This window comes from Pseudomonas sp. RW3S2 (assembly GCF_014268955.1).
Lineage (GTDB): Bacteria > Pseudomonadota > Gammaproteobacteria > Pseudomonadales > Pseudomonadaceae > Aquipseudomonas > Aquipseudomonas wayambapalatensis.
In genome coordinates this window covers 55,778-78,880 of the sequence record NZ_JABWRM010000007.1, presented here as the reverse complement: position 1 = coordinate 78,880, position 23,103 = coordinate 55,778, and the positions used below count along the sequence as shown (strand labels likewise).

General features: G+C 59.6%; 19 protein-coding genes and 1 pseudogene. 13 read left to right on the top strand and 7 right to left on the bottom strand.

Features of this window, described 5'->3' with window-relative positions; all coding sequences use genetic code 11:
• The first annotated feature begins 130 nt into the window (after positions 1 to 130).
• The 3 genes and pseudogenes from HU748_RS11930 to HU748_RS11920 form a co-directional block, all read left to right on the top strand.
• Positions 131 to 988 (top strand): LysR family transcriptional regulator, encoded by an 858-nt coding sequence (locus tag HU748_RS11930; RefSeq protein ID WP_186720465.1) that lies wholly within the window; start codon positions 131 to 133, stop codon positions 986 to 988.
• Between the two features lie 94 nt (positions 989 to 1,082).
• Positions 1,083 to 2,291, top strand: coding sequence for an MFS transporter (locus tag HU748_RS11925; protein ID WP_186720464.1), 1,209 nt, complete (start codon positions 1,083 to 1,085; stop codon positions 2,289 to 2,291).
• Positions 2,292 to 2,519: 228 nt separating this feature from the next.
• Positions 2,520 to 2,687: pseudogene (locus HU748_RS11920) on the top strand (IS5/IS1182 family transposase); the annotation flags it as partial.
• A 241-nt stretch (positions 2,688 to 2,928) separates the two neighbouring features.
• Here HU748_RS11920 and HU748_RS11915 read toward each other — a convergent pair.
• The 5 genes from HU748_RS11915 to HU748_RS11895 all read right to left on the bottom strand — a co-directional run bounded on the left by HU748_RS11915 (position 2,929) and on the right by HU748_RS11895 (position 8,534).
• Entirely contained in the window at positions 2,929 to 3,666 is a 738-nt protein-coding gene (locus tag HU748_RS11915) for a cytochrome b/b6 domain-containing protein (RefSeq protein WP_186720462.1), read from the bottom strand.
• A gap of 81 nt (positions 3,667 to 3,747) precedes the next feature.
• Positions 3,748 to 4,962, bottom strand: a complete 1,215-nt coding sequence (locus HU748_RS11910) for a HAMP domain-containing sensor histidine kinase (protein WP_186720460.1) — start codon at positions 4,960 to 4,962, stop codon at positions 3,748 to 3,750.
• The gene (locus tag HU748_RS11905) at positions 4,946 to 5,623 is read right to left on the bottom strand and encodes a response regulator transcription factor (RefSeq protein ID WP_186720458.1); all 678 of its coding nucleotides are present in this window, start codon (positions 5,621 to 5,623) and stop codon (positions 4,946 to 4,948) included. The genes HU748_RS11910 and HU748_RS11905 overlap by 17 nt, the downstream gene beginning before the upstream one ends.
• Before the next feature lie 552 nt (positions 5,624 to 6,175).
• Complete coding sequence (locus HU748_RS11900) at positions 6,176 to 7,600, bottom strand: amino acid permease (RefSeq protein ID WP_186720456.1); 1,425 nt, start codon at positions 7,598 to 7,600, stop codon at positions 6,176 to 6,178.
• 145 nt (positions 7,601 to 7,745) lie between these two features.
• Positions 7,746 to 8,534: a gamma-glutamyl-gamma-aminobutyrate hydrolase family protein gene (locus tag HU748_RS11895; RefSeq protein WP_238343338.1), complete on the bottom strand. Its 789-nt coding sequence runs from the start codon at positions 8,532 to 8,534 to the stop codon at positions 7,746 to 7,748.
• Between the two features lie 90 nt (positions 8,535 to 8,624).
• Here HU748_RS11895 and HU748_RS11890 point away from each other — a divergent pair, with 90 nt between their 5' ends.
• Positions 8,625 to 9,332, top strand: coding sequence for an FCD domain-containing protein (locus HU748_RS11890; RefSeq protein ID WP_186720452.1), 708 nt, complete (start codon positions 8,625 to 8,627; stop codon positions 9,330 to 9,332).
• Positions 9,333 to 9,411: 79 nt separating this feature from the next.
• On the opposite strand, the gene HU748_RS26420 is transcribed toward HU748_RS11890, so the two are convergent.
• Positions 9,412 to 10,023, bottom strand: coding sequence for a hypothetical protein (locus HU748_RS26420; RefSeq protein ID WP_238343337.1), 612 nt, complete (start codon positions 10,021 to 10,023; stop codon positions 9,412 to 9,414).
• Between HU748_RS26420 and HU748_RS11880 the strand changes: the two genes are divergently transcribed.
• The 7 genes from HU748_RS11880 to HU748_RS11850 all read left to right on the top strand — a co-directional run bounded on the left by HU748_RS11880 (position 10,022) and on the right by HU748_RS11850 (position 17,948).
• Positions 10,022 to 11,005, top strand: a complete 984-nt coding sequence (locus HU748_RS11880) for a glycosyltransferase family 2 protein (RefSeq protein WP_186720449.1) — start codon at positions 10,022 to 10,024, stop codon at positions 11,003 to 11,005. The two genes, HU748_RS26420 and HU748_RS11880, sit on opposite strands and share 2 nt — an antisense overlap.
• On the top strand, positions 11,002 to 12,435 hold the full coding sequence (locus tag HU748_RS11875) for a phospholipid carrier-dependent glycosyltransferase (RefSeq protein WP_186720448.1): 1,434 nt from the start codon (positions 11,002 to 11,004) through the stop codon (positions 12,433 to 12,435). The genes HU748_RS11880 and HU748_RS11875 overlap by 4 nt, the downstream gene beginning before the upstream one ends.
• Entirely contained in the window at positions 12,432 to 13,343 is a 912-nt protein-coding gene (locus tag HU748_RS11870) for an SdiA-regulated domain-containing protein (protein WP_186720443.1), read from the top strand. Before HU748_RS11875 ends, HU748_RS11870 begins: the two co-directional genes overlap by 4 nt.
• A 614-nt stretch (positions 13,344 to 13,957) precedes the next feature.
• Positions 13,958 to 14,725: a 2-dehydro-3,6-dideoxy-6-sulfogluconate aldolase gene (locus HU748_RS11865; RefSeq protein ID WP_346655308.1), complete on the top strand. Its 768-nt coding sequence runs from the start codon at positions 13,958 to 13,960 to the stop codon at positions 14,723 to 14,725.
• Positions 14,726 to 14,831: 106 nt separating this feature from the next.
• Complete coding sequence (locus HU748_RS11860) at positions 14,832 to 16,244, top strand: MFS transporter (RefSeq protein WP_189657659.1); 1,413 nt, start codon at positions 14,832 to 14,834, stop codon at positions 16,242 to 16,244.
• The gene (locus HU748_RS11855; protein WP_186720441.1) at positions 16,237 to 17,196 is read left to right on the top strand and encodes a 2-hydroxyacid dehydrogenase; all 960 of its coding nucleotides are present in this window, start codon (positions 16,237 to 16,239) and stop codon (positions 17,194 to 17,196) included. Before HU748_RS11860 ends, HU748_RS11855 begins: the two co-directional genes overlap by 8 nt.
• A 26-nt stretch (positions 17,197 to 17,222) precedes the next feature.
• Entirely contained in the window at positions 17,223 to 17,948 is a 726-nt protein-coding gene (locus HU748_RS11850) for a TSUP family transporter (RefSeq protein WP_186720439.1), read from the top strand.
• A 27-nt stretch (positions 17,949 to 17,975) separates the two neighbouring features.
• Here the strand turns inward: HU748_RS11850 and HU748_RS11845 are convergent, their stop codons facing one another.
• A complete protein-coding gene (locus HU748_RS11845; RefSeq protein WP_186664194.1) occupies positions 17,976 to 19,037 on the bottom strand; it encodes a LacI family DNA-binding transcriptional regulator in 1,062 nt (353 codons plus the stop codon).
• A gap of 230 nt (positions 19,038 to 19,267) precedes the next feature.
• Between HU748_RS11845 and HU748_RS11840 the strand changes: the two genes are divergently transcribed.
• Positions 19,268 to 21,022, top strand: a complete 1,755-nt coding sequence (locus HU748_RS11840; RefSeq protein ID WP_186664195.1) for a solute:sodium symporter family transporter — start codon at positions 19,268 to 19,270, stop codon at positions 21,020 to 21,022.
• The gene (locus HU748_RS11835) at positions 21,019 to 23,058 is read left to right on the top strand and encodes an alpha-glucosidase (protein WP_186711281.1); all 2,040 of its coding nucleotides are present in this window, start codon (positions 21,019 to 21,021) and stop codon (positions 23,056 to 23,058) included. The genes HU748_RS11840 and HU748_RS11835 overlap by 4 nt, the downstream gene beginning before the upstream one ends.
• The last annotated feature ends 45 nt before the right edge of the window (positions 23,059 to 23,103 follow it).

The window sequence follows — 23,103 nt, the reverse complement described above, 5'->3', positions numbered from 1 at the left end:
GCTGATGGGCAACGTGTTCGGAGTTTTCCTAGAAAATCGCCAGCCCTGTGCTTTGCAAGCCTTGACATTGCCCTAGTTGAGTGGGTGCTGATACATTCATGACTGTTGATCAACCATCTATTGAGTCGCTATGTTTGATTGGGAAAGCCTCCGATATTTTATTGCTTTCGTTCGAGAAGGATCATTGGCAGCAGCAGCTCGGTCTTTAGGTGTCGAGCATGCCACGGTTGCAAGAAGGATCTCTGCCCTCGAAACCGCATTGAACATGAAGCTTGTCGACCGGAGAGCGCGCATGTACGCACTCACCGAGGACGGCCTCCGAGTGGGCGAGTATGCAGCGCTGATGGAGTCGGCATCGTTCGCGCTGGAACGCTTTGTCGACGGCGAGGAGTGTCGAGTGGAAGGTGAGGTCGTTTTGTCAGCGCCTCCTGCCTACCTAGGCACTCTGGTAGCTCGCAGATTGGGGGAGCTACGTGAGCGTCATCCTCGACTTCAGATCAGGTTGGTGGGAGCAAAATCGACTGCGTCCTTGGCGAGAAAAGAAACGGATATCGCGATCACTTTCAATCGACCTGAAGAGCGAAGTGTTGTTGCCAAAAACCTGGGAACATTGTGCTTTTACCCTTGTGCAAGCGAGGCCTACTTGGCGAAGCGATCTCCTGAATACTTCGAGTTCATTGGCTATGACCAAAGCATGGTGGAGTCAACACAGCAGAGATGGCTTATGGATCATCTCGATGGTCGGGAGCTTTCGGTGACCAGCAACGACTTGCGGATCCAGGCACTCGCAGCAGTTGGGGGAGCGGGAGTGGTTTACCTGCCGGACTTCTTGGCTGCCGAGTATGGGCTTGTGAGAGCTGACAAGGATATCCCTGCCCTTGAGCTTCCAATCTGGCTCGCTTTTCACGAGGACTTGCGAAACTCAGCGAAGATCAGAGTGGTACTCGACTTCCTCATTGAAGGCTTGGCAAAAACCACATCAATGTGAATTTTTTCACACCCCGTTTGCGCCTCCAGCGAATGGGCGTCCATCAGTCCTCTGATTAATCTGGCCCGCACCAGTTATCAGAGAGACCTCGCTCATGAACAGCACAACACCCCAACAGGGGACACTCGCTGTGTATCGAACAGCATGGATCGTCACCGCGATTTTTATCCTCTCCAACGCCGCTACTCCGCTCTACAGCATCTGGCAGCAGACCTTAGGCTTTACGTCTGGAACCCTGGCCGTGATTTTCGCCTGCTACATCATCGGACTGTTGTTCACTCTGACGGTGGCAGGACAGCTGTCCGACCACTACGGACGCAAAGCTCTGCTGCTGCCCTGCATCGGCTTGGCAATCATCGGCGCTATCCTGTTCCACCAGGCCGAAAGCATTGGTGCCCTCATGGCGGCTCGCTTCCTCACCGGTGTATCTGTTGGATTGGTGGTATCCGGAGGTATGGCCAACGTCGTTGAGCACGCTCAACCGCACCGAAAGCACTTTGCTTCGTTGATGGCGTCTGTGGCGATGGTTGCCGGTGCAGGTGCAGGGCCGTTACTGGCTGGCATCGTCGCGCAGTATTTCGCCACTCCCATTCACACGGTCTTTGAGATTGAGATCGCTCTTCTTTGCCTGGCGTTTTTTGCCCTTTTAGGCCAAAAAAACCGCAAGCTGGGGGTTGGTTCGTTCAAGCCGCGCTTACCAACCGTTCCGAAAGAGAGCGTAGGTGTCGTGCTGCTGGGCATCGCTTTCTTTGGGCCCGGCCTCACATCTACTTCGTTCATCCTTTCCCTGGGCCCGAAGCTGATCGCCACGTTCATGGGAATGAGCAGCCCGTTGATTACCGGCTGCATGGCATTCTTCATGTTCATTGTCGCGGTAGGTGTCCAGTTCGTAGCCAAACGATTTGGCCATCGCACGATCTTCACCATTAGCGGAGCGGCCACGATTGCATCGATGAGTAGCGTCTGGGTCGCCATGGAAATGAACTCTGTGTCCTGGCTGATTGCTTCAGCCCTCTTCGCCGGAGCAGGACAAGGGCTGGGCCAGCTGGGTGGCCTCACACTTATCGCAGACAATGTCCGCAGCGAGCGGAGGGCTGAAGCCAATGCGATTTTCAATATGGGCGGGTACATTCCAGCTGGAACAATTCCAGTGGTCACCGGCTACTTGATCGACTTCTTTGGATTGTCCACGGGTATCAAGACATTGGCAGTCATCATCGGATCCCTGGGATGCTTGGCCCTTATCCATGTCCACTGGCGAAGGCACACTAGGCTCTGTATGAAAAACCTTGATACTCGGTGATGCTGCGTTGAAAACAGCCTGGTGCGCCAGCCCGGTCGGAATGCTCATTTACAACCCGTAAAGTCGAGCGCGACCCCGGCCGTTCCTCGGCTGTTTTCGCCTTGCCTGACCTTCGTCTCAAGGCTTTTCATACAGACCCTAGGGATTCTCCGATCAAGTCAGCACAGGCCGCCTGACCTGTGCTGAAATAGCCCTCCGTCCAACTGCCCTCTACAAGCCCGCCATCCCATGAGTCAGATGAGCTTTTCCGATTTCGAGTACGCCGTTAAGCGCAAGCAAACCCGCCGCGAGCGCTTCCTGGCCGAGATGGAGCAGGTGGTGCCGTGGGGCGGTTTGGTGGCATTGATCGAGCCGCATTACCCAAAGGCCGGCGGTGGTCGCAAGCCGTACCCACTGGAAACCATGCAGCGGTTTGCTCTGTCGATCTGTGGATGGTGCGCCGGCAATTATTGTCTGCTGCGGCAGAGGTGCGCCCGTGAGGGCAGATCACCAAGGCTTTGCCTTGGTTTGTAGTGGTCAACATTCCCGGACACAGAATTAGGTTTTTCTTCCGCAATCGCAGCGGTACAAAGCCGTTGCGGGGACAATACACCAGAATTCTTCAGTGAGACCGCAAGGGCGGCACCATGCTGCCATTTCATCGGAACGGCGTTGTTGTACGGTAGTCGCGCGGCTCCTCCAGCTCACCCAGGGTCACGAACCCTCGTATTGCAAATACTGCGACCAGCAGTACGATGCAGCAGGCGACGAATGTCAGCTTGCGTCTTGTCTGCGCAGGGTTCTTTCCGGCCTTGGCATACATCCGTGGCAACAGCTCGATTTTGTGTGAGCGGGCGTGCAGCCAGACCGCAGCGATATGCCCAGCACTCAGTGCCAGCAGTCCGTAGGCAAGCATGGCATGCAGGACATAGGCCCATGGCGTCGAAGCCCAACCCAGCACCTGCTCCCGGGTCGGGAAAAGCTGTGGTAGCTCAATACCGAAGTAGGCGTTGCCGTATTCATGCAAGTCTGCGATGGCGATGCCGGTCATGCACACGGCCACTACCATCAGATAAATCGCTGCATGGCCTGCGAGCGCGAGCCTCCTGTCGCGCAGTGGCATTGCCACTGGCGCTGCCGGAGCCGGCTGGGTGAGTTTTACCCCCAGCCGCAGCAACACCAACATCAGCAGGGTGTAGCCAACCGACTTGTGAAAGTCGCGGATCAGTCCCTGGCGATCTTCGTCGACGAAGAACGGTACACCTTCGACGTTGGTTACCAGTACGCCTGTCAGCCACATGAGGATGAACCCCCAGGCCATGATCCAATGCAAGGCCCTGAGCACGGGGTGGTAGTACAGTGGGGTGTCTGAACGGGGGAGGCTTGTTGTTTTCATGGGAGCTCCTGTCACGGTGGGTTGGATGACGCGCACACATCCGTGTAGCGCGGGCATGCGCTCATGATGTCGAGTGGGCAATCAGTGGTTGGAGAAGTGCACCCGGGCTACGAAGCACCCTGGCTCACGGTTCAGTTCCAGGCGCCAGCCGCAATGGCTGCTCAGACGCTGTGAAATATCCAGTCCGTAGCCGAACCCTGGGGTGCCGCTGTCGCCTGGGAACAGCGCATTGGCCAAGGTCAGGGTCGAGGCGTTCGCCTGGATCTGCAGGTAGCGTTCGCCATGCTGGACGGCATTTCCAATCAGGTTGGTGATCAGCACCTGCAAGACGTTGGGCGGCGCATCGATCATCGTGTCGGCCTCGACCTGCAGATCGATCCGCTGTTGCTTGCCGGCCAGGCGACCTTCGAACTTCTGCAAGCAGGTTTCAAGCATTGGCCGCAGCGCTACTGGCTCGGTAGGCATCTGCTCGCCTTCTCGGCCAAGGCACAGGAACAACTGCACCATCATTTCCATCTCGCCGCTGGCCTGCTCCAGGCGGTCGATGTTGCGTGCGCGCTTTTCCGCGCTGCATTGCGGCAGGCGGATCACTGCCAGCGCGTTGCGCATGACCGCCAAGGGCGTGCGCAGCTCATGGCTAGCGTGGCGAGTAAAGGCACGCTCACGGTCCAGTGTGCTGTGCAGGCGGTCTACCAATTGGGTCAGGGCACGGCTCAGGGTACCGATTTCATCATCGCGCTCATGCCCGGGCAGCTCTTTTCCCGGCAGGCAGCCATCCTTCACGGCCTCGGCCAGACGCGTTACCGGCAGGGCCAGGTGACGAGCGCCGACCACCGCCAGGCATGCCCCGGCAATCACTACCAGTCCGGCGACGGCCCACAAGATGCTGCACAACAGGCTGATGTGATTGCCAAGGGAACTGAGCTGGGATTCGTCGACTTCGACATACAGGTTCTGACTGGCTGCCGGTATATGGACGACCCGCACATGGGTGCGCTCGTCATCCAGTTCGTAGCTGCCAGGCATAAACGCACGGTATGCCTGGGGCAGGTCGGGGTCGTCGGCCCAGTAGCTGCGCATGTAGCTGGTCGTGGGCAGCATTGCTTCGCTACGATTGCTGGCGTAAATCTGTTCGAACCGCTGCACCTCCTGATCGATGTAGCCGTTGACCACGTAGTCTTCGGTCATGGTGATCGAAGTGAACACCAGCACGCTGTAGAGCAGCACCACGAAGGCGGTGAACGGTAACAGGATGCACAGTACCCGGGCGAAAAAGGAGCTAGTCGGGGATGGCAAGGCGGTACCCTCGGCCGTGTATGGTCTTTATCAGTTCGCGCTTGAAGGGGCGGTCCAGCACCTGGCGCAGTCGGTAGATATGCGTGCGCAGCGAATCGCTTTCAGGCGGTTCATCGGGCCACAGCGCGCTTTCGAGCTGTCGTCTGCTGACTGCATTCGGAGCCGCTTCGGCGAGCAATGCCAGCAGGCGGATGGGCACAGTCTGTAGATCGATGACCACGCCGTCGCGATGGACCTGGTTGCGCCGCAAGTCGATCACCAGTTCTGCGCAACGCAGCTGTTCTGCGTCTGCACCCAGCTTGCCGCGACGCAACAAGGCCTGTAGGCGACACACCAGCTCCTGGGGCTCGAAGGGCTTGACCAAGTAATCGTCGGCCCCTGCGTCGTAGCCGTCCAGCTTGTCGGAAAGGGTGTCGCGAGCGGTCAGGAACAGCACGGGCGTGTGATCCTGGCGTTTGCGCAGCGCCTTGCACGCATGCAGGCCGTTGAGCTTGGGCATGGTGATGTCCATCACGATCACGTCGTAGCGCTGAAGCAGGGTGCGTTCGAGGCAGGTCTGGCCATCGAAAGCGAAGTCGACTTCGAAGCCGACCTCGCTGAGGTAGTCGGCCAGCGAGCCGGCCAGAGCATGATCGTCTTCGACCAGCAGTATCTCTATCATCGTGGCAGAACCTTTGTTGACGACAACTGGCGGTGTGCTGCGCTCGAGCTGCAGAGACACCAGGCATCGACCGCAGCCTGGATGTCGGCATCGATGCCCGAGGGCACCTGATGGTCGGTTCGCAGCCATGCTCCATTCAGGCATAGCACAAGAATCGAAGCTGTTGAGGCAACCCACTTCATGCAGACACTCCAGCGTGTAGGTGTGGCTACCCTAACGAAGCGAATGTGACATGAATGTGATCTGCCGTGACATACGCTTCACAAGCGTGCTGCCGGGCAAGCAGTTGACCCACGCATCGCAGCCGGCCCTTGCCCTGCAGCAATTGGACCGGCTGTTACCGGACAGTCGAATGGAAGGAGAGCGCCTCGCTGGTTTTCCGCCTGCGAAATCTGCGACACCTGGAGTCGAGAACAAGCGCCCCCGTCAGTCCTTCAGGACAATGGGGGCAGTTGAAAGGGCGAAGCTTAAGGGGCACTGGCAGCGCCTCCTCTATACCCCGTGCATAGGCGGCGGACCCGCTGCCGTTACCGGATGTCCCTCAGCGCGGACTCAATTAGCCGTCGAAACGGAATGCGCAGGGGTGGCTGTCCTTCGCTTGCGAATTCGATAGCACACCGTCAGGAAAACGAACCAGACGGGCATGAAGTACAGCGCCATGCGAGTGTCGTCTTCCAACGCCAGCAGGCCCGTGACGAATACGATGAACACCAACGTCAAGACGGCGAGGGGAACGCCCCCTGGCATCTTGAAGTTAGAGCGATCGTGCAGCGCAGGTGACTTCTTACGGTAGGCAAGATAGGCCAAGAGAATCATCGACCACGTGTACAGGCCCACAATTGCAGCGATGGTCGACACGAGAGTGAATACGGTCATGACTGATGGAATGAACAGCAACAGCAGAAGACCTGCGCAGATCGCTACCCCGGTGAGAAGGATTGCATTGGTGGGCACCCCCCTGGCGGCAATGTAACCCAGCGCCGTGGGTGCTTGTCCTCCTCGCGACAGTCCGAACAGCAGACGCGCACTCGAATAGATACCACTGTTGGCAGACGACGCAGCCGATGTCAGCACGACGAAGTTGATGATGCCCGCTGCTGCCGGTAGGCCTGCAATCATGAACAGCTGTACGAACGGGCTCTGCGCGGCGGACACATTTGCCCACGATATGACACTGATGATGCCGATCAGAGACAGGATATAGAAGAACATAATGCGGATCGGGATGGTATTGATGGCTTTCTTGATCGTTCTTTCAGGGTCTTTGGCTTCAGCGGCCGTTGTGCCGATGAGTTCAGTACCATTAAAGGAAAAGATTGCAATCTGGAATCCTGCGAAGAATCCCATTATGCCATGTGGCAACATGGCGCCCGGCTGGACTAGATTAGACAACGACGCCGTGGTACCGGTCGGCGAGGTATACGAGGAGGCGACGAGAACGAAACAGGTGACCAACAGGGCAACGATAGCCACGATCTTGATGAGCCCCACCCAGAACTCAACTTCGCCATAGACTTTGACCGCAAGAAGGTTAAGGCTGATGAGGATACCAACGGTAATCAGCGCGGGTGCCCAGGAGGGGGCGTCGGGATACCAGTTCTGGAAGAATCCTGCAACCATCACCATGTCTGCAATGGCTGCAACGCACCAACCGAGCCAGTATGTCCAGCTCAACAGGTAGCCGGCCTGGTTCCCCAGGTAATCTGCAACCATATCTGAAAAAGAGTGATACTTCAGATTGGACAGCAGCATTTCGCCCATGGCGCGCATGACGCAATATATGAAGAAGCCGATAATGGCATAGACCAGGATAATCGAGGTGCCTGCCAGGGCGATGACTTTTCCCGCGCCCATGAACAGGCCTGTTCCAATTGCCCCACTGATGGCAATGAGCTGTATATGTCTGTTTTCCAGGCGCCGCTTGAGTTCGCGAGTCTGTGGATCATGGGTAACATCACATTTGATGTGTTCGTGCATTTCGCACCCTTTTAATTTTTTTTATCACTGGGCATTCCTGAAAGGAATGTGTTTGCATAACGAGTCTAAACCGGAGGCGCTGCCGTGTAGGACTTGTGCGCTCTGGTATCGTCGTGCATCAGATTTCAATGAACGTGGCGACGTGTCAGATACAGGTCTCGGAGGCCGATTGAGCGGTATCGGCCGAGTCCTTGCGCGAATTGAGAAACGTCGCGAGCAAGCGATCGAAATCTTCCTGTGAAGCCTGCGGATCTTCGGGGTGCCACTGGACACCCAAGACCCAAGCCGAACCTACCGACTCGATAGCTTCCACCGTGCCATCTTCGGCGTCCGCCGCGACCACCAGACCTTTACCCACCAAGGAGACGGATTGGTGATGGGCAGATCGGATGGTCAGCGTATTTTTTTGATAAATCCCGTGCAGCCTGGACCCCTCAAACAGGTTGACCTCATGGCTGACCATCTTGGAGTTGTCTTTATTTCCGTTGTGGAAACCCGAACCAATTTCTTGATGAAGGGTTCCACCAAAGGCGATGTTGATTAACTGCATCCCGCGGCAAATCCCGAGAACTGGAATATTGTTCGTAGCACTTTGGCGAATCAAACCCAGCTCGAAACGATCGGCTTCCAGATTGACGCCATAGATCGTCTCGACGATGGGCTTCTGGCCATAACACGCAGGGTCAGCATCGCCGCCACCTAATACCAAGAGTCCGTCGTAGCTATGGAGTAGTGCTTCCGGCAGGCACTGGGCGTCAGAGGCCTCGACAAATCTGAACTCAGCGCCGGCGCGCTCCAGCGCGAGGAAGACGCTGGTGGACAGTTCGCTGAGCTTTCCTTTCAACCAATCATCTGCATCCGGGGGTGTCAATGAGCCGACCACCAGAATGTGAGGGGGGCGTTTCGGGAGGTTTCGATTGGTAAAGGGGGTCATGTGAGGCATTATTCCTTATCGAAAGGGCGCATAGCTGCGTGGGACTGCAGCATTTCGCGCAAAACATAACACATAGAAGCTAGAGGTTAAATGAAATTTTTAGCACCGATTCCTTCTTCCGTCAGGTCGGCACCTGACCTGGTGGCACTCCGACTGCGCGAGGCAATTTTCACGGGAGAACTACGATCCGGAGAGCAGCTCCCACCGGAAACAGAACTGGCCAAGGGGTTCGGGATTGCGTTGATGACGGTCAGGGCGGCACTCAGTGGCCTGCGAGACGTGGGTCTGCTTGTCACAGTGCGCGGTCGTAATGGGGGAACTTTCGTTTCCGAAGAAGTGGGCGAACGCATTGCGGAGGCGGCGCGCCAGGCGCCGCTTTCGAAAGCGGATATTCGCGATCTGACGGATTGGCGTCGTGGGGTGGCGGGGGAGGCATGCTTTCTTGCTGCTCAGCGGGCAACAGAAGGGCAGTTGCAACGGATCAAACAGGCTGCCATCGAATTTGACAACCATGGCATAAAGTTTCCTGAGGTGCGGTTTGCTGATGCCAAGTACCACACGTTGATCGCTGAAATCTCAGGCTCGGCGAGCCTCCTTCGCCAAGAGGTGGAGATTCAGGGTTTACTCACCAAGCTTATCCTGGGCACGGAACACAAACCGCTGAGATCCAAGGATATAGCCGGGTACAGCCATGATGAGATCACCTCCGCCATCCTGGCTGGAAAGAGTGAGGCTGCCCGTCAAGCAATGATCGACCATGCTGAGTACACGTTCATCTGGACGACCATGCTGCTTTAGGTGGGCGTGTCATGGCCCTGGACAAAAACCTGGAGAATGCTGTCGGCGCCCCTTGGAGGCTGGCATTTTTGAGGGTTTTTCAACCGTGTCCAGAGGTCTGATCAGCCCAGATACGAGAGCGCACCCTCGTTGAGCGCATGCGTGGCTTGGTAAAGCTGCGCATGCAGTGTTTCACCGGCATGAGTAATGCCGTTTTTGCGACATCTTTTTCGTTCAGGGCCTGACGAAACGGATGTGACATGAATGTGATCTGGAGTGACGTCCGGTTCACAGGCGTGCTGCCTAGCATGGCGGCATGACCAATACCTCGATCCTTTCCCCTTCGACCATCGTGCCAGCCCTGAGACGCTACCTCGGTGCGAGCGTGCTGGCGACCCTCGTACACCAGCTTGTGTTCGTGCTTGCCCTGCAGCTGGGACAACCCCTGCTGGGCAGTGTCATTGGCGCGGCAATCGGCGCGCTGACCAGTTTCCTGCTTGCCCGCCGCAGCTGCTTTGCAAGGCACGACGGCAAGCGCCTGCAACCGCGAAAGTTCGTTTGTGTCGCCCTGATGCACAACCTGTGCAATGCGCTGGCGATGGCCCTGCTCCTTCACGCCACCTCCCTTGCGCCAGGCCTGGCCCAGGCCCTGACTACCGCCAGCCTGACCCTGGTCGTTTTCTTCATCCACCGTCATTGGACCCATAGCCATGCCGATCTCCCCCTTGTCTGTCGCGGACACTGAGCCGCGCCTGAGCATCATCGTGCCCTGCTATCAGGAAGAGCAGGTACTGCAGACATTCCACCAACGCGTTGCTGCGGTCGTCAACCGCCTGCCCGTGTCTTGCGAGTTGCTCTACATCGATGATGGCAGCACTGATGCAACCCCTCATCTACTGCGTCAGTTCAGAACCCATTCGTGGGTCCGCTGCCTGCGCTTGAGTCGTAATTTTGGCAAGGAGGCGGCGCTCAGGGCCGGGCTCGATCATGCACGCGGCCAAGCATTGGTATTCATCGATGCCGACCTGCAAGACCCCCCGGAGCTCATCGCCACGATGGTTGATCACTGGCTGCAGGGGTATGACGTGGTGAACATGCAGCGGACCCGGCGCGACGGGGATGGATGGCTGAAAAAACTCACTGCCACGCTGTATTACCGGACCATGCGTGTGCTGATGGCGCAAGGCAGCCTACCAGCCCAAGTCAGTGATTTCAGACTGATAGGGCCCGCAGCAGTGGCAGCTCTGCGGGCGATGCCCGAACAGGTTGGAGTATTCAAACTGCGGGTGGGGTGGGTCGGCTTTCGCAGCATCGAGCTGCCCTACGCACGCGTGGTCCGGGTTGCGGGTACGAGCAAGTGGAACTATCCGGCACTCCTGGACTTGGCGCTGGAAGGTGCGCTGGCCTTCTCACGCAAACCGCTGCGCTGGTACAGCATTGCCTGTGCGTCGACGTTTCTGATCTGCAATGGCGTGCTTCTGACGGCCATCTTGGCGGGTAGCGTCTCCCTGCTGCATATGCTGTTGAGCGTGACGGGGTTGCTCTGCCTTGGGGTGGCCATGCTTGGCGAATACCTGGGGGCAACCTTGTTGGAGGTCAAGCGTCGTCCGTCGTACCTGCTGCAGACCGAGCGCGAGCGGGGCACCGAGCATGAGGTTCGCAACGGGGTGGTGCGCCACGGGGGGCGCCCATGATTGCGCGATTGCGAATGCCGCTGCTCTGGGGCGTGCTGATCACGGTGTTAGCCCTGCGTTTGGTGGGCTTGGGCGCCTATCCCCTGATGGACACCTCCGAGGCGCGCTACGGCGAGATGGCGCGCAAGATGCTTGAGCTGGGGGACTGGATCACGCCGATGTTCACTTATGAGCTGCCGTTTTGGGGCAAGCCGCCCCTGTCGTTCTGGACCCAGGCGGCAAGCATGCAGTGGCTGGGTGTCAATGAGTTCGCGCTACGTTTGCCCGCCTGGGTGATCCAGGTGTTCAGTTGTCTGCTGATCATTCATGTCGCCCGGCGCGAGCGTAGCCTCGCCGTGGGCGTGCTCGCCTCGATCATCTACAGCTCCTGCTCCCTGGGCTTGGTCGCCAGCGGCGTGGTACTCACAGACCCGACCCTGGGTTTTGGCCTGCTGCTGGCCTATGTCGGCTTCTGGCGTGCCATGGCACGCAATGAAATCGGCGCGGCGCGTCTGGGATTCGCCGGGCTGGGTTTAGGGTTGCTGGCCAAAGGGCCTCTGGTGCTGGTGTTGTTCGCCGTACCGGCGCTGGCATGGGTCGCCTTCCAACAGCAATGGCGGCAGCTCGCTCGGCTGCCCTGGCTGAGCGGCCTGCTCATTTTGCTGGTGCTCGCGCTGCCCTGGTATGTGCTGGCTGAAATCAAGACTCCAGGATTTCTTGACTACTTCCTGGTGGGGGAGCACTGGAAACGCTACGTGATCAGCGAATGGAGCGGAGATCTGTACGGCAATGCCCATGCCAAGCCTTTGGGCACTATCTGGCTGTACCTGCTGGGCGCGTTGTTCCCCTGGAGCCTGTTGCTGCCGGTACTGTATCTGCGGCGCAGGAGTGCCCCCATCGATGCGTTCGGCCTGTTTCTCTGGTTCTGGGCGCTGACGACTCCGGTCTTCTTCAGCCTGGCCGGTAACATTCTCTGGACCTACGTGCTGCCGGCGCTGCCCGCGTGGGCGTTGTTGCTGGCCGATAGCCTGATCCGTGCCCGGGGAATCGCCGAGCGCCCTATCATCGCCACTGCACTGGCCTTGCCTGTGCTGGGCTTGTTTCTGATCGTGCTGGGCAGCCTGGACCAGCGCCCACAGAACCAGCGCGAGATCGTCCTGGCCTGGCAGCGGGCGAGCCTGATGCAACCTGCACCGCTGTTCTACCTCGGGCGGCGCTCCTATTCCGCCGAATTCTACAGCGCCGGCCAGGTGCACCATGCCAAGTCGGTGCTGCAGTTGCCGACTGACTCGGTGTTCTACCTGACGCGGCGACTGCGAGACCTCACGTCGCCGCTCCCCCCTTCGCTGGACTGCCACCCGGTCGCCCAAGCCAATGCCAGTGAACTGTTGCGCTGCCAGGCGGTACCGATGGCGGTGTCTTCCCATGCTCCGAGGAATGCCACGCAATGACCCCCACCCTCTCGAACCGACTCTATCCTTTGGGCTGCATGGCCGTTGTACTGGGGTGTGCGCTATGGCTTGTGACCCATTTGCAGCTAGGCGAACAACTGGGGCAGTTGTGGCAGCGATACACGGTAGCTGAACCCATACGCCAGCGCAGCATCTGGCTCGGGCAATACCAGTTCATCGAGCGCTTGCAGTTACCCGGCATTGAGGCGAATGCTTCGGATATCATCCATGTCCCTGAGCTGCAGCGCTACTTCGTGTTGGTGAACAAACCCGCCGGACTTTTCGAGTACAACGAAAGTTTCCAGCTAATGGCGCGCTACGACCTGCCGGGTTTTGAGGACCCGGAAGCCTTGAGCTACGATGGCAACGGCCATTTGCTGATCGCCGAGGAGCGACGCCAGACAGTGGTAAGGCTTGCAATCAAGCAGCTGTCCCAGCCAATCGTACGCGCTGCGTTGCCCGCGTTCGAACTCGGTGAGCGCGCTGACAATAACCGAGGTGTAGAGGGGATCGCTTTCGATTCGGACAGCGCAGTGCTGTTCGCCTCCCAGGAAAAACAGCCTATGCGGCTGTTCGAAGTCGTCAATGGCGTCCCGACCGCCGATACGTCGTCCAGGCGTCTACCCCGTACGCAGGTGTCGGCTTTGGTCTTGTGGCGTTTGCGCTTGAGCGATATCTCGGCGCTGCATTACGACCTTCAGACCCGGCACCTGCTTGTGCTCAGTGACGAGTCCAAGCGCCTGGTCGAGGTCGATAGCGGTTATGCGCCGTTGAGCTTTCTGGATTTGCAGCGTGGGTTGCATGGACTGGACGAGGGCGTCCCCCAAGCCGAAGGTGTCACTTTGGGACCACGGCGAGAGATCGTGATAGTAAGTGAGCCGAACCTGTTGTACAGGTACGGGCGCTGACGGCGGGTCGCTGCGCTGCGTCGGGGCCGGAGAGCCTCATGACTCCAGGTACTTGAAGTTTTGAGGCGCTTGGTGGAACTCAGTTACAAACTATCCGGATCCCCAAAAAACATTTGGACAGGGCTCTAGAGCGGTATTTCTGCTCTCAAGAAGCGGAAATATACCCCCAAAAATACCCGCGATACCCTCACGAGGATGCGCGATCGAGAATGGCGATCTCTGACAGCTTTCGGAGTGGTCGTCTACGGCTTTCAGTGTACGTCAGTTTTGGCTTGCTCGGCGTACGCTTGGATTATTGGTTGCGTAGGGCAGGGCGCCAGGCAGGGTCACAGCGCGTCCGTTTGCCCCGTTGGGTGCCAGCCCATGCGGGTGAACATTGACTGTCAAGGCGGGTGGCAGGTTCCAGCTGGCCCGTGCTCGCCTCTAGCCTGCAAATTTTGGGCGTCTGTCACGAGCTCTGGGGGAGCGTCCGGATAAAATCGTAGCGCTGCGATTAATAATCCAGTAGGCTTTCTGAAAAATCGTAGCGCTACGATTCTGCTTCGTAGCGCTGGTTGATCAACCCTCAGGAGGTCACCATGTCCACTGCTGTCACGCCCCCCGCCTTCACTCTTCTGCTGAAACGCCAATCTGCACTGCTCGGTACCTGGCTCATGTCCGCATCGGCCAGTACGGCAGAAGCACTGGGATACGCAGGCTTCGACTGGCTGCTGGTGGACATGGAGCACGTACCGATCGAGTTCCGCGATCTCTGGCACATTTTGCAGGCCATTCAGTGCACCGGTGCGCAGCCGATCGTGCGGGTGGCCGCCAATGACCCCGTGCTGCTCAAGCGCGCACTGGACCTGGGCTCGACCAATGTGATGGTGCCGTTCGTGGAGAATGCCGAGCAGGCCAGGGCAGCGGTCAGCGCGATCAAGTATCCACCCATGGGCACCCGCGGCTTCGCTGCCGTGCACCGCGCCAGCCGCTACGGCACCTGGAAGGGCTACGGTCAGCAGGCCAATGACTCGGTGTGCTGCATCCTGCAGATCGAGACCGCCACCGCGTTGGCCAACCTCGAGGAAATCGCGGCCGTGCCGGGTGTCGATGCGCTGTTCCTCGGCCCGGGCGACCTGTCGAGTGTCTGTGGCCATATCGGCAACCCGGCGCACCCTCATATCCAGGCCATGATCAGCGACGCGATCGTGCGCTGCAAAGCCATCGGCATGCCCATCGGCATCGTTGGCGGCACGCCGGAGCTGGTCGGCAGCTACCTGGAGCAGGGCTACGCCTTCGCCGCTGTGGCCTCGGACATGGCGATGATGATGAGCAAGGCCAATGAACTGCTGGTGGCCCTGAAAGGCCGCCAGGCGCCCGAAGCGGTAGCCACGGCCTACTGACTGCTACCGTTGCGCCCCGCGCAGGCTACCTCCGTGTTGCAGTAGCCGATTGAGCATCCCTACAAGAACAACAAACCGGCGCCATCGCGCACCGGAAGGACTCTCGATGAATCAGGCACCCATTTCCGGCCAGGTCGCGGCCAGCGCCGCGGCAACGGTGACGCCTTCACGGACGCGCTACTGGATCATCCTTATCCTGTTCCTCGTCTCGACGCTGAACTATGGCGACCGAGGTATCCTGTCTATTACGGGCTCCGCTATCCAGGGCGAGTTCGCACTCAGCCCGGTTCAAATGGGCTGGATGTTCTCGGCATTCGCCTGGGCCTACGTGCTGGGCCAGTTGCCAGGTGGCTGGTTGCTGGACCGCTACGGCTCCAAGCGTACCTATGCGGTCAGCATTTTCTGCTGGTCGCTGCTGACCCTGGTCCAGGCGTTCAACGGCGGCTCCAACGTCAGCCTTGTGGTCACGGCATTTTTCGCCTTGCGCTTTCTGGTCGGTCTGGCTGAGGCGCCGGCAGCCCCGGGCAACAGCCGGATGGTTGCCTCATGGTTCCCGGCAAGTGAGCGGGGCACGGCGTCCTCGATCTTCAACTCCGGGCAGTACTTCGCGATCGTGCTGTTCGCGCCCGTGCTGTTCGCGCCCGTCAGTGGCTGGCTGATCCATGCCTACGGTTGGCGCTCGGTTTACGTGATGATGGGCGTGTTGGGTTTCATCATGGCTTGGGTCTGGGTACGCAAGGTGCATTCACCGCTGGAGCACCAGCGCATCAATCAGGTGGAGCTGGACTACTTGCGTGAAGGCGGTGCGGTAGTCGACATGGATACCCATCTCGGCAAGCTGCGAAAAACCGACAACCCATTGACACTGCCGGTGATTCTCAAGGGTTTGCTGAGCAGTCGGATGATGGTGGGGATCTATATCGGCCACTACCGCTTTTCCACGATTACCTATTTTTTCACCACCTGGTTCCCGATCTACCTGGTGCAAGAGCGCGGCATGTCGATTCTACAGGCCGGCTTCCTGGCCTCGATCCCGGCAATCTGTGGTTTTGTCGGCAACCTGCTGGGCGGGCTCTGCTCCGACGGCATCATGCGCAAGACCGGCTCGCTGAGCCTGGCGCGCAAAGTGCCGATCATTGTCGGGTTGCTGGCCTCCACCAGCATGATCATCTGCAACTACGTGTCCTTGCCGTGGATGGTTATCGCGATCATGGCGTTCGCCTTCTTCGGCAAGGGCTTCGCATCACCGGGCTGGGCGGTCATGGCCGACGCTGCGCCACGAAAGGCGGGTGGGGTGACGGCTGGGTTGTTCAACACTTTCGGCAACATCGGTGGCATCACCACTCCCATCATCATTGGCTTCATCGTGCAGGCCACCGGTTCCTTCAATATGGCCCTGGTGTTCGTCGCCGCCAATGCGCTGCTAGCGATGTTCAGTTACCTGGTTGTAGTCGGCCCGCTGCTCCGCCTTGAGCTGAATCCGGCAATACCTGGCAAGAGAGAGATTCGTGATGTCTGATACCAAACCGCTGGTGCTGAGCGTCGGGCCTTTGCTGCCTGCCTTGCGGTCACAGCTTGAACAACACTATCAGCTGCTGGAGCTATGGCGCTGTGAATCGCCCGCGACGCTCCGGGCCGAACAGGGCGCGGACGTTCAGGCGTTGGTGACCACGGGTGTGCATGGGGCCAGTGCCCATCTGATCGAGCAGTTACCGGCCTTGCGTGCCATTGTCTGTTTTGGTGTGGGAACCGACGCCGTCGACCTGAAAGCAGCCCGCGCCCGGGGCATCCAGGTCAGCAACACGCCTGATGTGCTCAACGATTGCGTGGCCGACGCCGCCATGGCCCTGTTGCTGGCCGTCGCCCGGCAAGTGGTGGTGGCTGACCGCTTCGTCAGGGCCCGGCGTTGGGAGGCAGAACGCTTTGGTCTGACCACCGCGCTGGGCGGCAAGACCTGCGGCATCGTTGGCATGGGGCCGATCGGCCAGGCGATTGCCAGGCGCGCCAGTGCCTTCGGCATGCAGGTGAACTACTCGAGCCTTACGCCAAAGCCTCAGCTGGCGTACACCTACCATGACTCGTTGCTGACGTTGGCCGAGTGCAGTGATTTTCTGGTGTTGGCTGTGCCTGGTGGTAGCGCCACCGACGGGCTGGTCAGTCGGCAGGTGTTTGAGGCACTGGGCCCCACAGGGATGCTGGTCAACGTGGCGCGTGGCTCGGTGGTGGATCAGTACGCGCTGATCGATGCGCTGAGCAACGGCCGGATTGCCGGGGCGGCATTGGACGTGTTCGCGGATGAACCGCACGTGCCAGCAGCCTTGCGTGAACTGGATACGGTCGTGTTGTCGCCAAATGTGGCCAGTGGCACCAAAGAAACGCGTCAGGCCATGGCCGACCGGGTGCTAGCCAACCTGGCTGCGCTGTTTGCCACCGGCGTGGTGTTACACCCGATGCCCGAGGGCGCGCAGTGATGGAGTGGTGGCAGCACATTGGGTTCATGTCGTGTGTCGTCGTCGCCACTTTCGCCCAGAACGCCACCGGCTTTGCTTTCGGCCTGTTGCTATTGGGGCTGACCGGCATGCTGGACTTGGCGCCCATGGAAACCGTGGCGAACGTGAGCTCGATCCTGACGCTGGCCAACGCGGTAGTCATGGTGCGCAAGTGGCCGGGGCTGCCGCGCCGGCTCGTCCTGCTCGTGTTGGCCTGCAGCCTGGCTGGTGTCGTCGCTGGCGTGTGCTTGCTGGCAGTGCTAGGCGCCCATGAGCGGGACCTGCTGGAGATCATCCTTGGCATCACCATCATCGTCTGCAGCTTCATGCTGATCCTGCAGTCCCGAGGGCGACAGCAGATGTCGGGGCGGTTCGGTTTCGCCTTTTTCGCCAGTATTTCCGGCGTGATGGGCGGGTTGTTTTCAAGTGCCGGGCCGCCGTTGGTCTACCAGCTCTATCGCCAGCCACTGGCCGTGCAGGTCATCCGCGACACGCTGATCGTAGTGTTCGCAGTCAATGCTTTGATGCGCTTGAGCGTAGTAGTAGCTACGCACCGATTCGAGCTGCAGGCGGGCTACCTCTCGTTGGAGGCATTGCCGATCGTGTTCCTGCTGACCTGGTGGATGCGGCGTCACCCGCTGGCGATTTCACCGCAGGTGCTTCGTCTGGCAGTGTTCGGTCTGCTGTTGCTGGCGGGGGCGAGCCTTATCGGCAAGGTGCTCTTGGCTGCCTAGCCTGGCCGGCGGTGCTGCGTGAGCCTATCACTGGCGCACGCTGCTCTGGCGTACGACCAACTCGAAACCCAGGTCGACGACCTGAGGTTTATCGGGGAGGGTACCTGCCTCGATCCAAGCCAACAGCTGACTGGCCACGGTTCGTCCGATCTCGGCAGGATAAGGACGTACGGTGGTCAGACGCGGTGCACTGAGCTTGCTCAGTGGCAGGTCGCCAAAGCCTGCAATCGCCAACTGCTGCGGTACGGCAATGCCGCGGCGCTGCGCTTCGAACAAGGCTGCGATGGCCAGTATATCGTTCGAACAGCAGAGGCCTTGTGGCCCATCACCGTGACGGGCAATTTCATCGAATACCTCGCTCAGTTCGACCTGTGAGGTGTTTTGCTCCAGCGCGATCACCTGCGCGGTCAGCCCCTTGCCATTCAACCAGGAACTGAACCCTTCGGCGCGCTGGCGGGCGCGGTGGTCGAGGTGCATGCGGGTGCCGACATAGACGAAGCGTTCCAGGTCCTGCGCGTACAGGTGCTCGGCCAGGGCTGCGCCGACGGCTTGGTGGTCGAAACCGACCTGAAGGTGGAACGGGTCGTTGCCCAACTCCCACATCTGAGCCACGGGAATGCCCGTGGCTTCGAGCAGTGGACGGGCGGCGGCGTGGTCGCTGCCAGTGACGACCAGGGCTGCCGGTGACCATGACAGGTGGGCGCGCAGCAACTCCAGCTCTCGTTTCGGGTCGTAGTCGCTGTTACTGATCAACAACTGGTAGCCACGGCTTTCAAAGACTTCCTGCATAGCTTGCAGGGTTTCCGAGAAGAAGGCGTTGATCATCGACGGCACGATCACTGCGACTGCACGACTGTGGTTGCCTGCCAAGGCGCCGGCGAGGCGATTGATGGTATAGCCAGTGTCGGCGATGGCTTTGCGGATGCGTTCAGCGCGCTTGCTTGAGACCGCATCCGGGTCGCGTAGAAATAGCGATACCGTGCTTGGGGAGACCTTGGCCTGTTCAGCAACCATACCCATGGTTACCCGGTTGATCCGGGGGCGGCGTACTGCACCGTTGCTGACTTCGCTGTCTGATCTATCGCTCATCGCCACCTCGTTCTTCGAAGGCAAAAGGATGCGAGCCTGAGGATGGCAAGTCAATCGCAAAAGCGCTTGGCTGGCGGCATGGATGTTCGCTTTCGAAAATCAAACGTATCTTTTCGAATAAAATCGTAGCGCTGCGATTTAGCCTGAGATAAGCTCGCCTGGTAATTTTGCAGCGCTGCGATTTTGTTGTTGCATCGCATCCCAACCCGCGTTGGAGAACAAATATAAAAATGAGCACATCCCTTTTCACCTTCCTGAGCATGCTGTTCTTCACTGCACTGGTCGCAGTGATTTCCTACCGATTCACGCGCCAGGCCAAGGACGTTGGCGCCCATGGTTACTTCATGGCGAGCGGCGGCCTCAATGGCTGGTTCATTGCCGGATCGATGATGCTGACCAACCTGTCCATCGATCAGTTGGTCGGCCTCAACGGTGATTCATACGCCCACAACCTCAGCTCCATGGCCTGGGAGGCCACTGCGGCCGTTTCGACTATCGCTCTGGCCTTGTTTTTCCTGCCTCGTTACTTGCGCGGCGGCTTCTCGACCCTGCCGGAGTTCATCGAGAAACGCTATGACCGTGCTACGCGCCGAATAGTGAGTGCGCTGATGGTTGCCACCTACACCCTGGTGCTCAACCCGGCTTCGCTGTATCTGGGGGCTATCACCTTCAATCAGATTTTCGACCTGCAGGGCATTCTCGGCTGGTCCTACCCGGCCACGATCAGTCTGCTGATCGTGGCGACCGGAGTGATTGGCGCTGCCTATGCGGTACTGGGCGGGCTTCGGGCCGTGGCGGTATCGGACACCATCAACGGCATAGGCTTGCTGGTGGTGGTGGTCCTCATCCCGATCATCGGTCTGTGGACGCTGGGGCAGGGTGATGTACTGTCCGGTGCCCAAACCCTGCTGCACGACAACCCGCAGAAACTCAATGCCATTGGCGGCAGCGAAGACAAGGTGCCGTTTGGTGCGGTGTTCACCGGCATGATCTTCGCCAACCTGTTCTACTGGTGCACCAACCAGGCCATCGTGCAGAAAAGCATGGCTGCCAAGAACCTGGCCGAGGGCCAGAAGGGCGTGTTGCTGTCGGGTTGCCTGAAACTGCTGGTGCCGCTCGCCATGCTGATGCCTGGTGTGATCGCCTGGCACCTGTTCCGCGACCAGCCGCTGGCCAATTCCGACTTGGCCTATCCGGCGTTGGTTGCCGCGCTGATGCCATGGTGGATGAAGGGCTTCTTCGTGGCGGTGATCTTCGGCACGGTGATGAGCCACTTCAATGCGATCATCAATGGTACTGCCACGCTGCTGACCTATGACTTCTACAAGTCGATCCGGCCAATGGCTTCGGACGAGGCGCTGGTGCGCTTCGGCAAGCGAGTCAGCGTGATCGCCGCACTGGTGTCGCTGGTGGTCGCACCGATGCTGATGTACACCCCGGAAGGTATCTATGCGGTCCTGCGTCGCTTCACCGGCTTCTTCAACATGCCGATCATCGCCATCATGCTGTTCGGCTTCTTCAGTGCTCGAGGCGGCGCGACGCCCGCCAAGCTGGTGCTTGGCCTGCACGCGGTGTGCTATGCAGTGCTGGTGCTGGGACTGAAGATCGACACCCGCCTGGGAATCAGCTTCATCCACGTCATGGGCATCATGTTTGCTGTGGAAATGGTCTTGCTGGTGTTGCTACGCAAGCACTTCGACCGCGCCACTCCCTACGTATCGCCCACTCCGGCGCGCACCGTCGACCTGACCCCGTGGCGACACGCGGGCAGCTTCAGCGTGATGCTGTTCGCCGCGCTGGTATCCATCTATCTGACCTTCTCACCACTGGGTGTCGCCCGTGTCGGCGGACCTTCCGGGCTCTATCTGCCGCTGCTGGCATTGACCTGGTTGCTGGCCTTTGCTGGCGCCGCGCTGTGCCGCCGTCGTTTTCGACACCTGACCAATACCCATGCCCTGCCTGACTACGAGACCAACCCACAATGAATAGCGTATCTATCCCCCAGAACGTGAGCCTGCACCAGGCAGGCGAGCAGATCCGTCTGGAAGTGGACGGGCGCCTGTTGTGGTGCCACAGCCCGCTGCAGCCTGCTGTGTTCGCCGGTTACGGTGAAGCTGGCATTGAAATGCAGCGCGGTAACTTCCGTATTCGCGATTATGTTCAGGAAAGGGTCGCCTTGCGCCACGCCCGCCTTGATACTTCAGCCGGTGTCATCGAGTTGCGCGCCTGGTCCGAGGGCCCGCTGCTGCTTTCCCTGCGCCTGGACTGCCAGGGCGAGCGTGTGCGCCTGCTCATGCAGGCGCCGCAGGCAGGTTGCAATCGACTGTGGCTGCGTCTGCCTGCCGAAGTGAATGAGCAGGTCTGGGGTTGCGGCGAGCAGATGTCTTACTTGAACTTGCGCGGACGCAACTTCCCGCTGTGGACTTCTGAGCCGGGCGTAGGCCGAGACAAGTCGACTTGGCTGACCTTGCAGGCGGACAACGAAGCCAACGCCGGGGGTGATTACTATCACACCAACTACCCGCAACCGACGTTCATCTCCTCGCGGCGCTACAGCGCACATCTGGTGACCAGCGCGTACGCCGATTTTGACTTCCGCCATGACGACTTCCACGAACTGCAAGTGTGGGCGGTGCCCGAAGCGCTGGAGTTTTTCGTCGGCAACAGCTACATCGACCTCGTCGGTGCCCTCAGCCGTTATTTCGGTCGCCAGCCGCGCCTGCCGCAATGGGTGCTTGACGGTGCGATCCTCGGTTTGAAGAACGGCCGCGAGCACGCCGAACAGCACCTGCAGACCGCACTCGAGCATGGCGCCAAGGTCAGTGCATTGTGGTGCGAGGATTGGGAAGGGCTGCGTATCACCTCTTTCGGCAAGCGTTTGTTCTGGGACTGGCAATGGAATGCCGAGCGCTACCCCGACCATCAGGCGTGGGTCTGTAGTCTGCACGAGCGCGGCCTGCGCTTCCTCGGTTATGTGAACCCTTATCTGTGCAATGACGGCCCGCTGTTCGCTGAAGCCGAAGCGGCGGGCTACCTGGCGACCAACGCCGAGGACGGCACCTATCTGGTCGACTTCGGCGAGTTCCTTTGTGGCGTGGTCGACTTCACCTTGCCGGCGGCGGCGCAATGGTTCGAAACCCGGATCATCGGCCAGGAGATGCTCGAAAAGGGCCTCTCGGGCTGGATGGCGGACTTTGGCGAGTATCTGCCGATCGACGTCAAGCTGGCCGGCGATGCCGACCCCATGCTCGAGCACAACGCCTGGCCAGTACGCTGGGCCGAGGTCAATGCCCGCGCTATCGGCAACGCCGGGCGCACTGGCGATGCACTGTTCTTCATGCGCGCTGGCTACAGCGGCGTGCAGGCGCACTGCCCGTTGCTGTGGGCGGGTGACCAGTCGGTTGACTTCAGCCGCCACGATGGCCTGCAAACGGTGATTTGCGGCGCGTTGTCGTCCGGCCTGCTGGGTAATGCCTATCACCACAGTGATATCGGCGGCTACACCAGCCTCTATGGCAACTGCCGTACCGCCGAACTGTTCCAGCGCTGGGCGGAAATGGCTGCGTTCACCCCGGTGATGCGCACTCACGAAGGCAACCGCCCGGACCAGAACCTGCAGTTTTGGCAAGACCCTGCCACTCTGGTGCATTTCGCCCGCATGACCCGGGTATTCGCAGGCATGAAACCCTACGTCGAAAGCTTGATGGATGAGGCTCAGGCCAGCGGCCTGCCGTTGCAACGGCCGTTGTTTCTGCATCACGAACAGGACGCTGGCTGCTACGCCGTTCAGGACCAATACCTGTATGGCCGTGACCTGCTGGTGGCGCCCGTGCATGCCGAAGGCAAGACGCACTGGAGCGTCTACCTGCCGGCTGGCGAGACCTGGCAGCACTGGTGGAGCGGCGATTGTTTCGAGGGCGGGCAGCGTGTCGAGGTCCCGGCACCGCTGGGGCAACCACCGGTGTTCAGCCGAGTGGGCAGCCGCTGGCAATCCCTCTTCCAGAGCCTGACTGTGCTCTGATCCCGCTCCGCTACCTGTAATTGACCTGTGAGCGCCTGCCAAGGC

Excerpts from the sequence above, each read along its gene's own strand:
- HU748_RS11930 (WP_186720465.1), top strand. The coding sequence starts at position 131 with ATGTTTGATTGGGAAAGCCTCCGATATTTTATTGCTTTCGTTCGAGAA.
- HU748_RS11925 (WP_186720464.1), top strand. The coding sequence starts at position 1,083 with ATGAACAGCACAACACCCCAACAGGGGACACTCGCTGTGTATCGAACA.
- HU748_RS11915 (WP_186720462.1), bottom strand. The coding sequence starts at position 3,666 with ATGAAAACAACAAGCCTCCCCCGTTCAGACACCCCACTGTACTACCAC.
- HU748_RS11905 (WP_186720458.1), bottom strand. The coding sequence starts at position 5,623 with ATGATAGAGATACTGCTGGTCGAAGACGATCATGCTCTGGCCGGCTCG.
- HU748_RS11900 (WP_186720456.1), bottom strand. The coding sequence starts at position 7,600 with ATGCACGAACACATCAAATGTGATGTTACCCATGATCCACAGACTCGC.
- HU748_RS11895 (WP_238343338.1), bottom strand. The coding sequence starts at position 8,534 with ATGACCCCCTTTACCAATCGAAACCTCCCGAAACGCCCCCCTCACATT.
- HU748_RS11890 (WP_186720452.1), top strand. The coding sequence starts at position 8,625 with ATGAAATTTTTAGCACCGATTCCTTCTTCCGTCAGGTCGGCACCTGAC.
- HU748_RS11880 (WP_186720449.1), top strand. The coding sequence starts at position 10,022 with ATGCCGATCTCCCCCTTGTCTGTCGCGGACACTGAGCCGCGCCTGAGC.
- HU748_RS26420 (WP_238343337.1), bottom strand. The coding sequence starts at position 10,023 with ATGGCTATGGGTCCAATGACGGTGGATGAAGAAAACGACCAGGGTCAG.
- HU748_RS11875 (WP_186720448.1), top strand. The coding sequence starts at position 11,002 with ATGATTGCGCGATTGCGAATGCCGCTGCTCTGGGGCGTGCTGATCACG.
- HU748_RS11870 (WP_186720443.1), top strand. The coding sequence starts at position 12,432 with ATGACCCCCACCCTCTCGAACCGACTCTATCCTTTGGGCTGCATGGCC.
- HU748_RS11860 (WP_189657659.1), top strand. The coding sequence starts at position 14,832 with ATGAATCAGGCACCCATTTCCGGCCAGGTCGCGGCCAGCGCCGCGGCA.
- HU748_RS11855 (WP_186720441.1), top strand. The coding sequence starts at position 16,237 with ATGTCTGATACCAAACCGCTGGTGCTGAGCGTCGGGCCTTTGCTGCCT.
- HU748_RS11850 (WP_186720439.1), top strand. The coding sequence starts at position 17,223 with ATGTCGTGTGTCGTCGTCGCCACTTTCGCCCAGAACGCCACCGGCTTT.
- HU748_RS11845 (WP_186664194.1), bottom strand. The coding sequence starts at position 19,037 with ATGAGCGATAGATCAGACAGCGAAGTCAGCAACGGTGCAGTACGCCGC.
- HU748_RS11840 (WP_186664195.1), top strand. The coding sequence starts at position 19,268 with ATGAGCACATCCCTTTTCACCTTCCTGAGCATGCTGTTCTTCACTGCA.
- HU748_RS11835 (WP_186711281.1), top strand. The coding sequence starts at position 21,019 with ATGAATAGCGTATCTATCCCCCAGAACGTGAGCCTGCACCAGGCAGGC.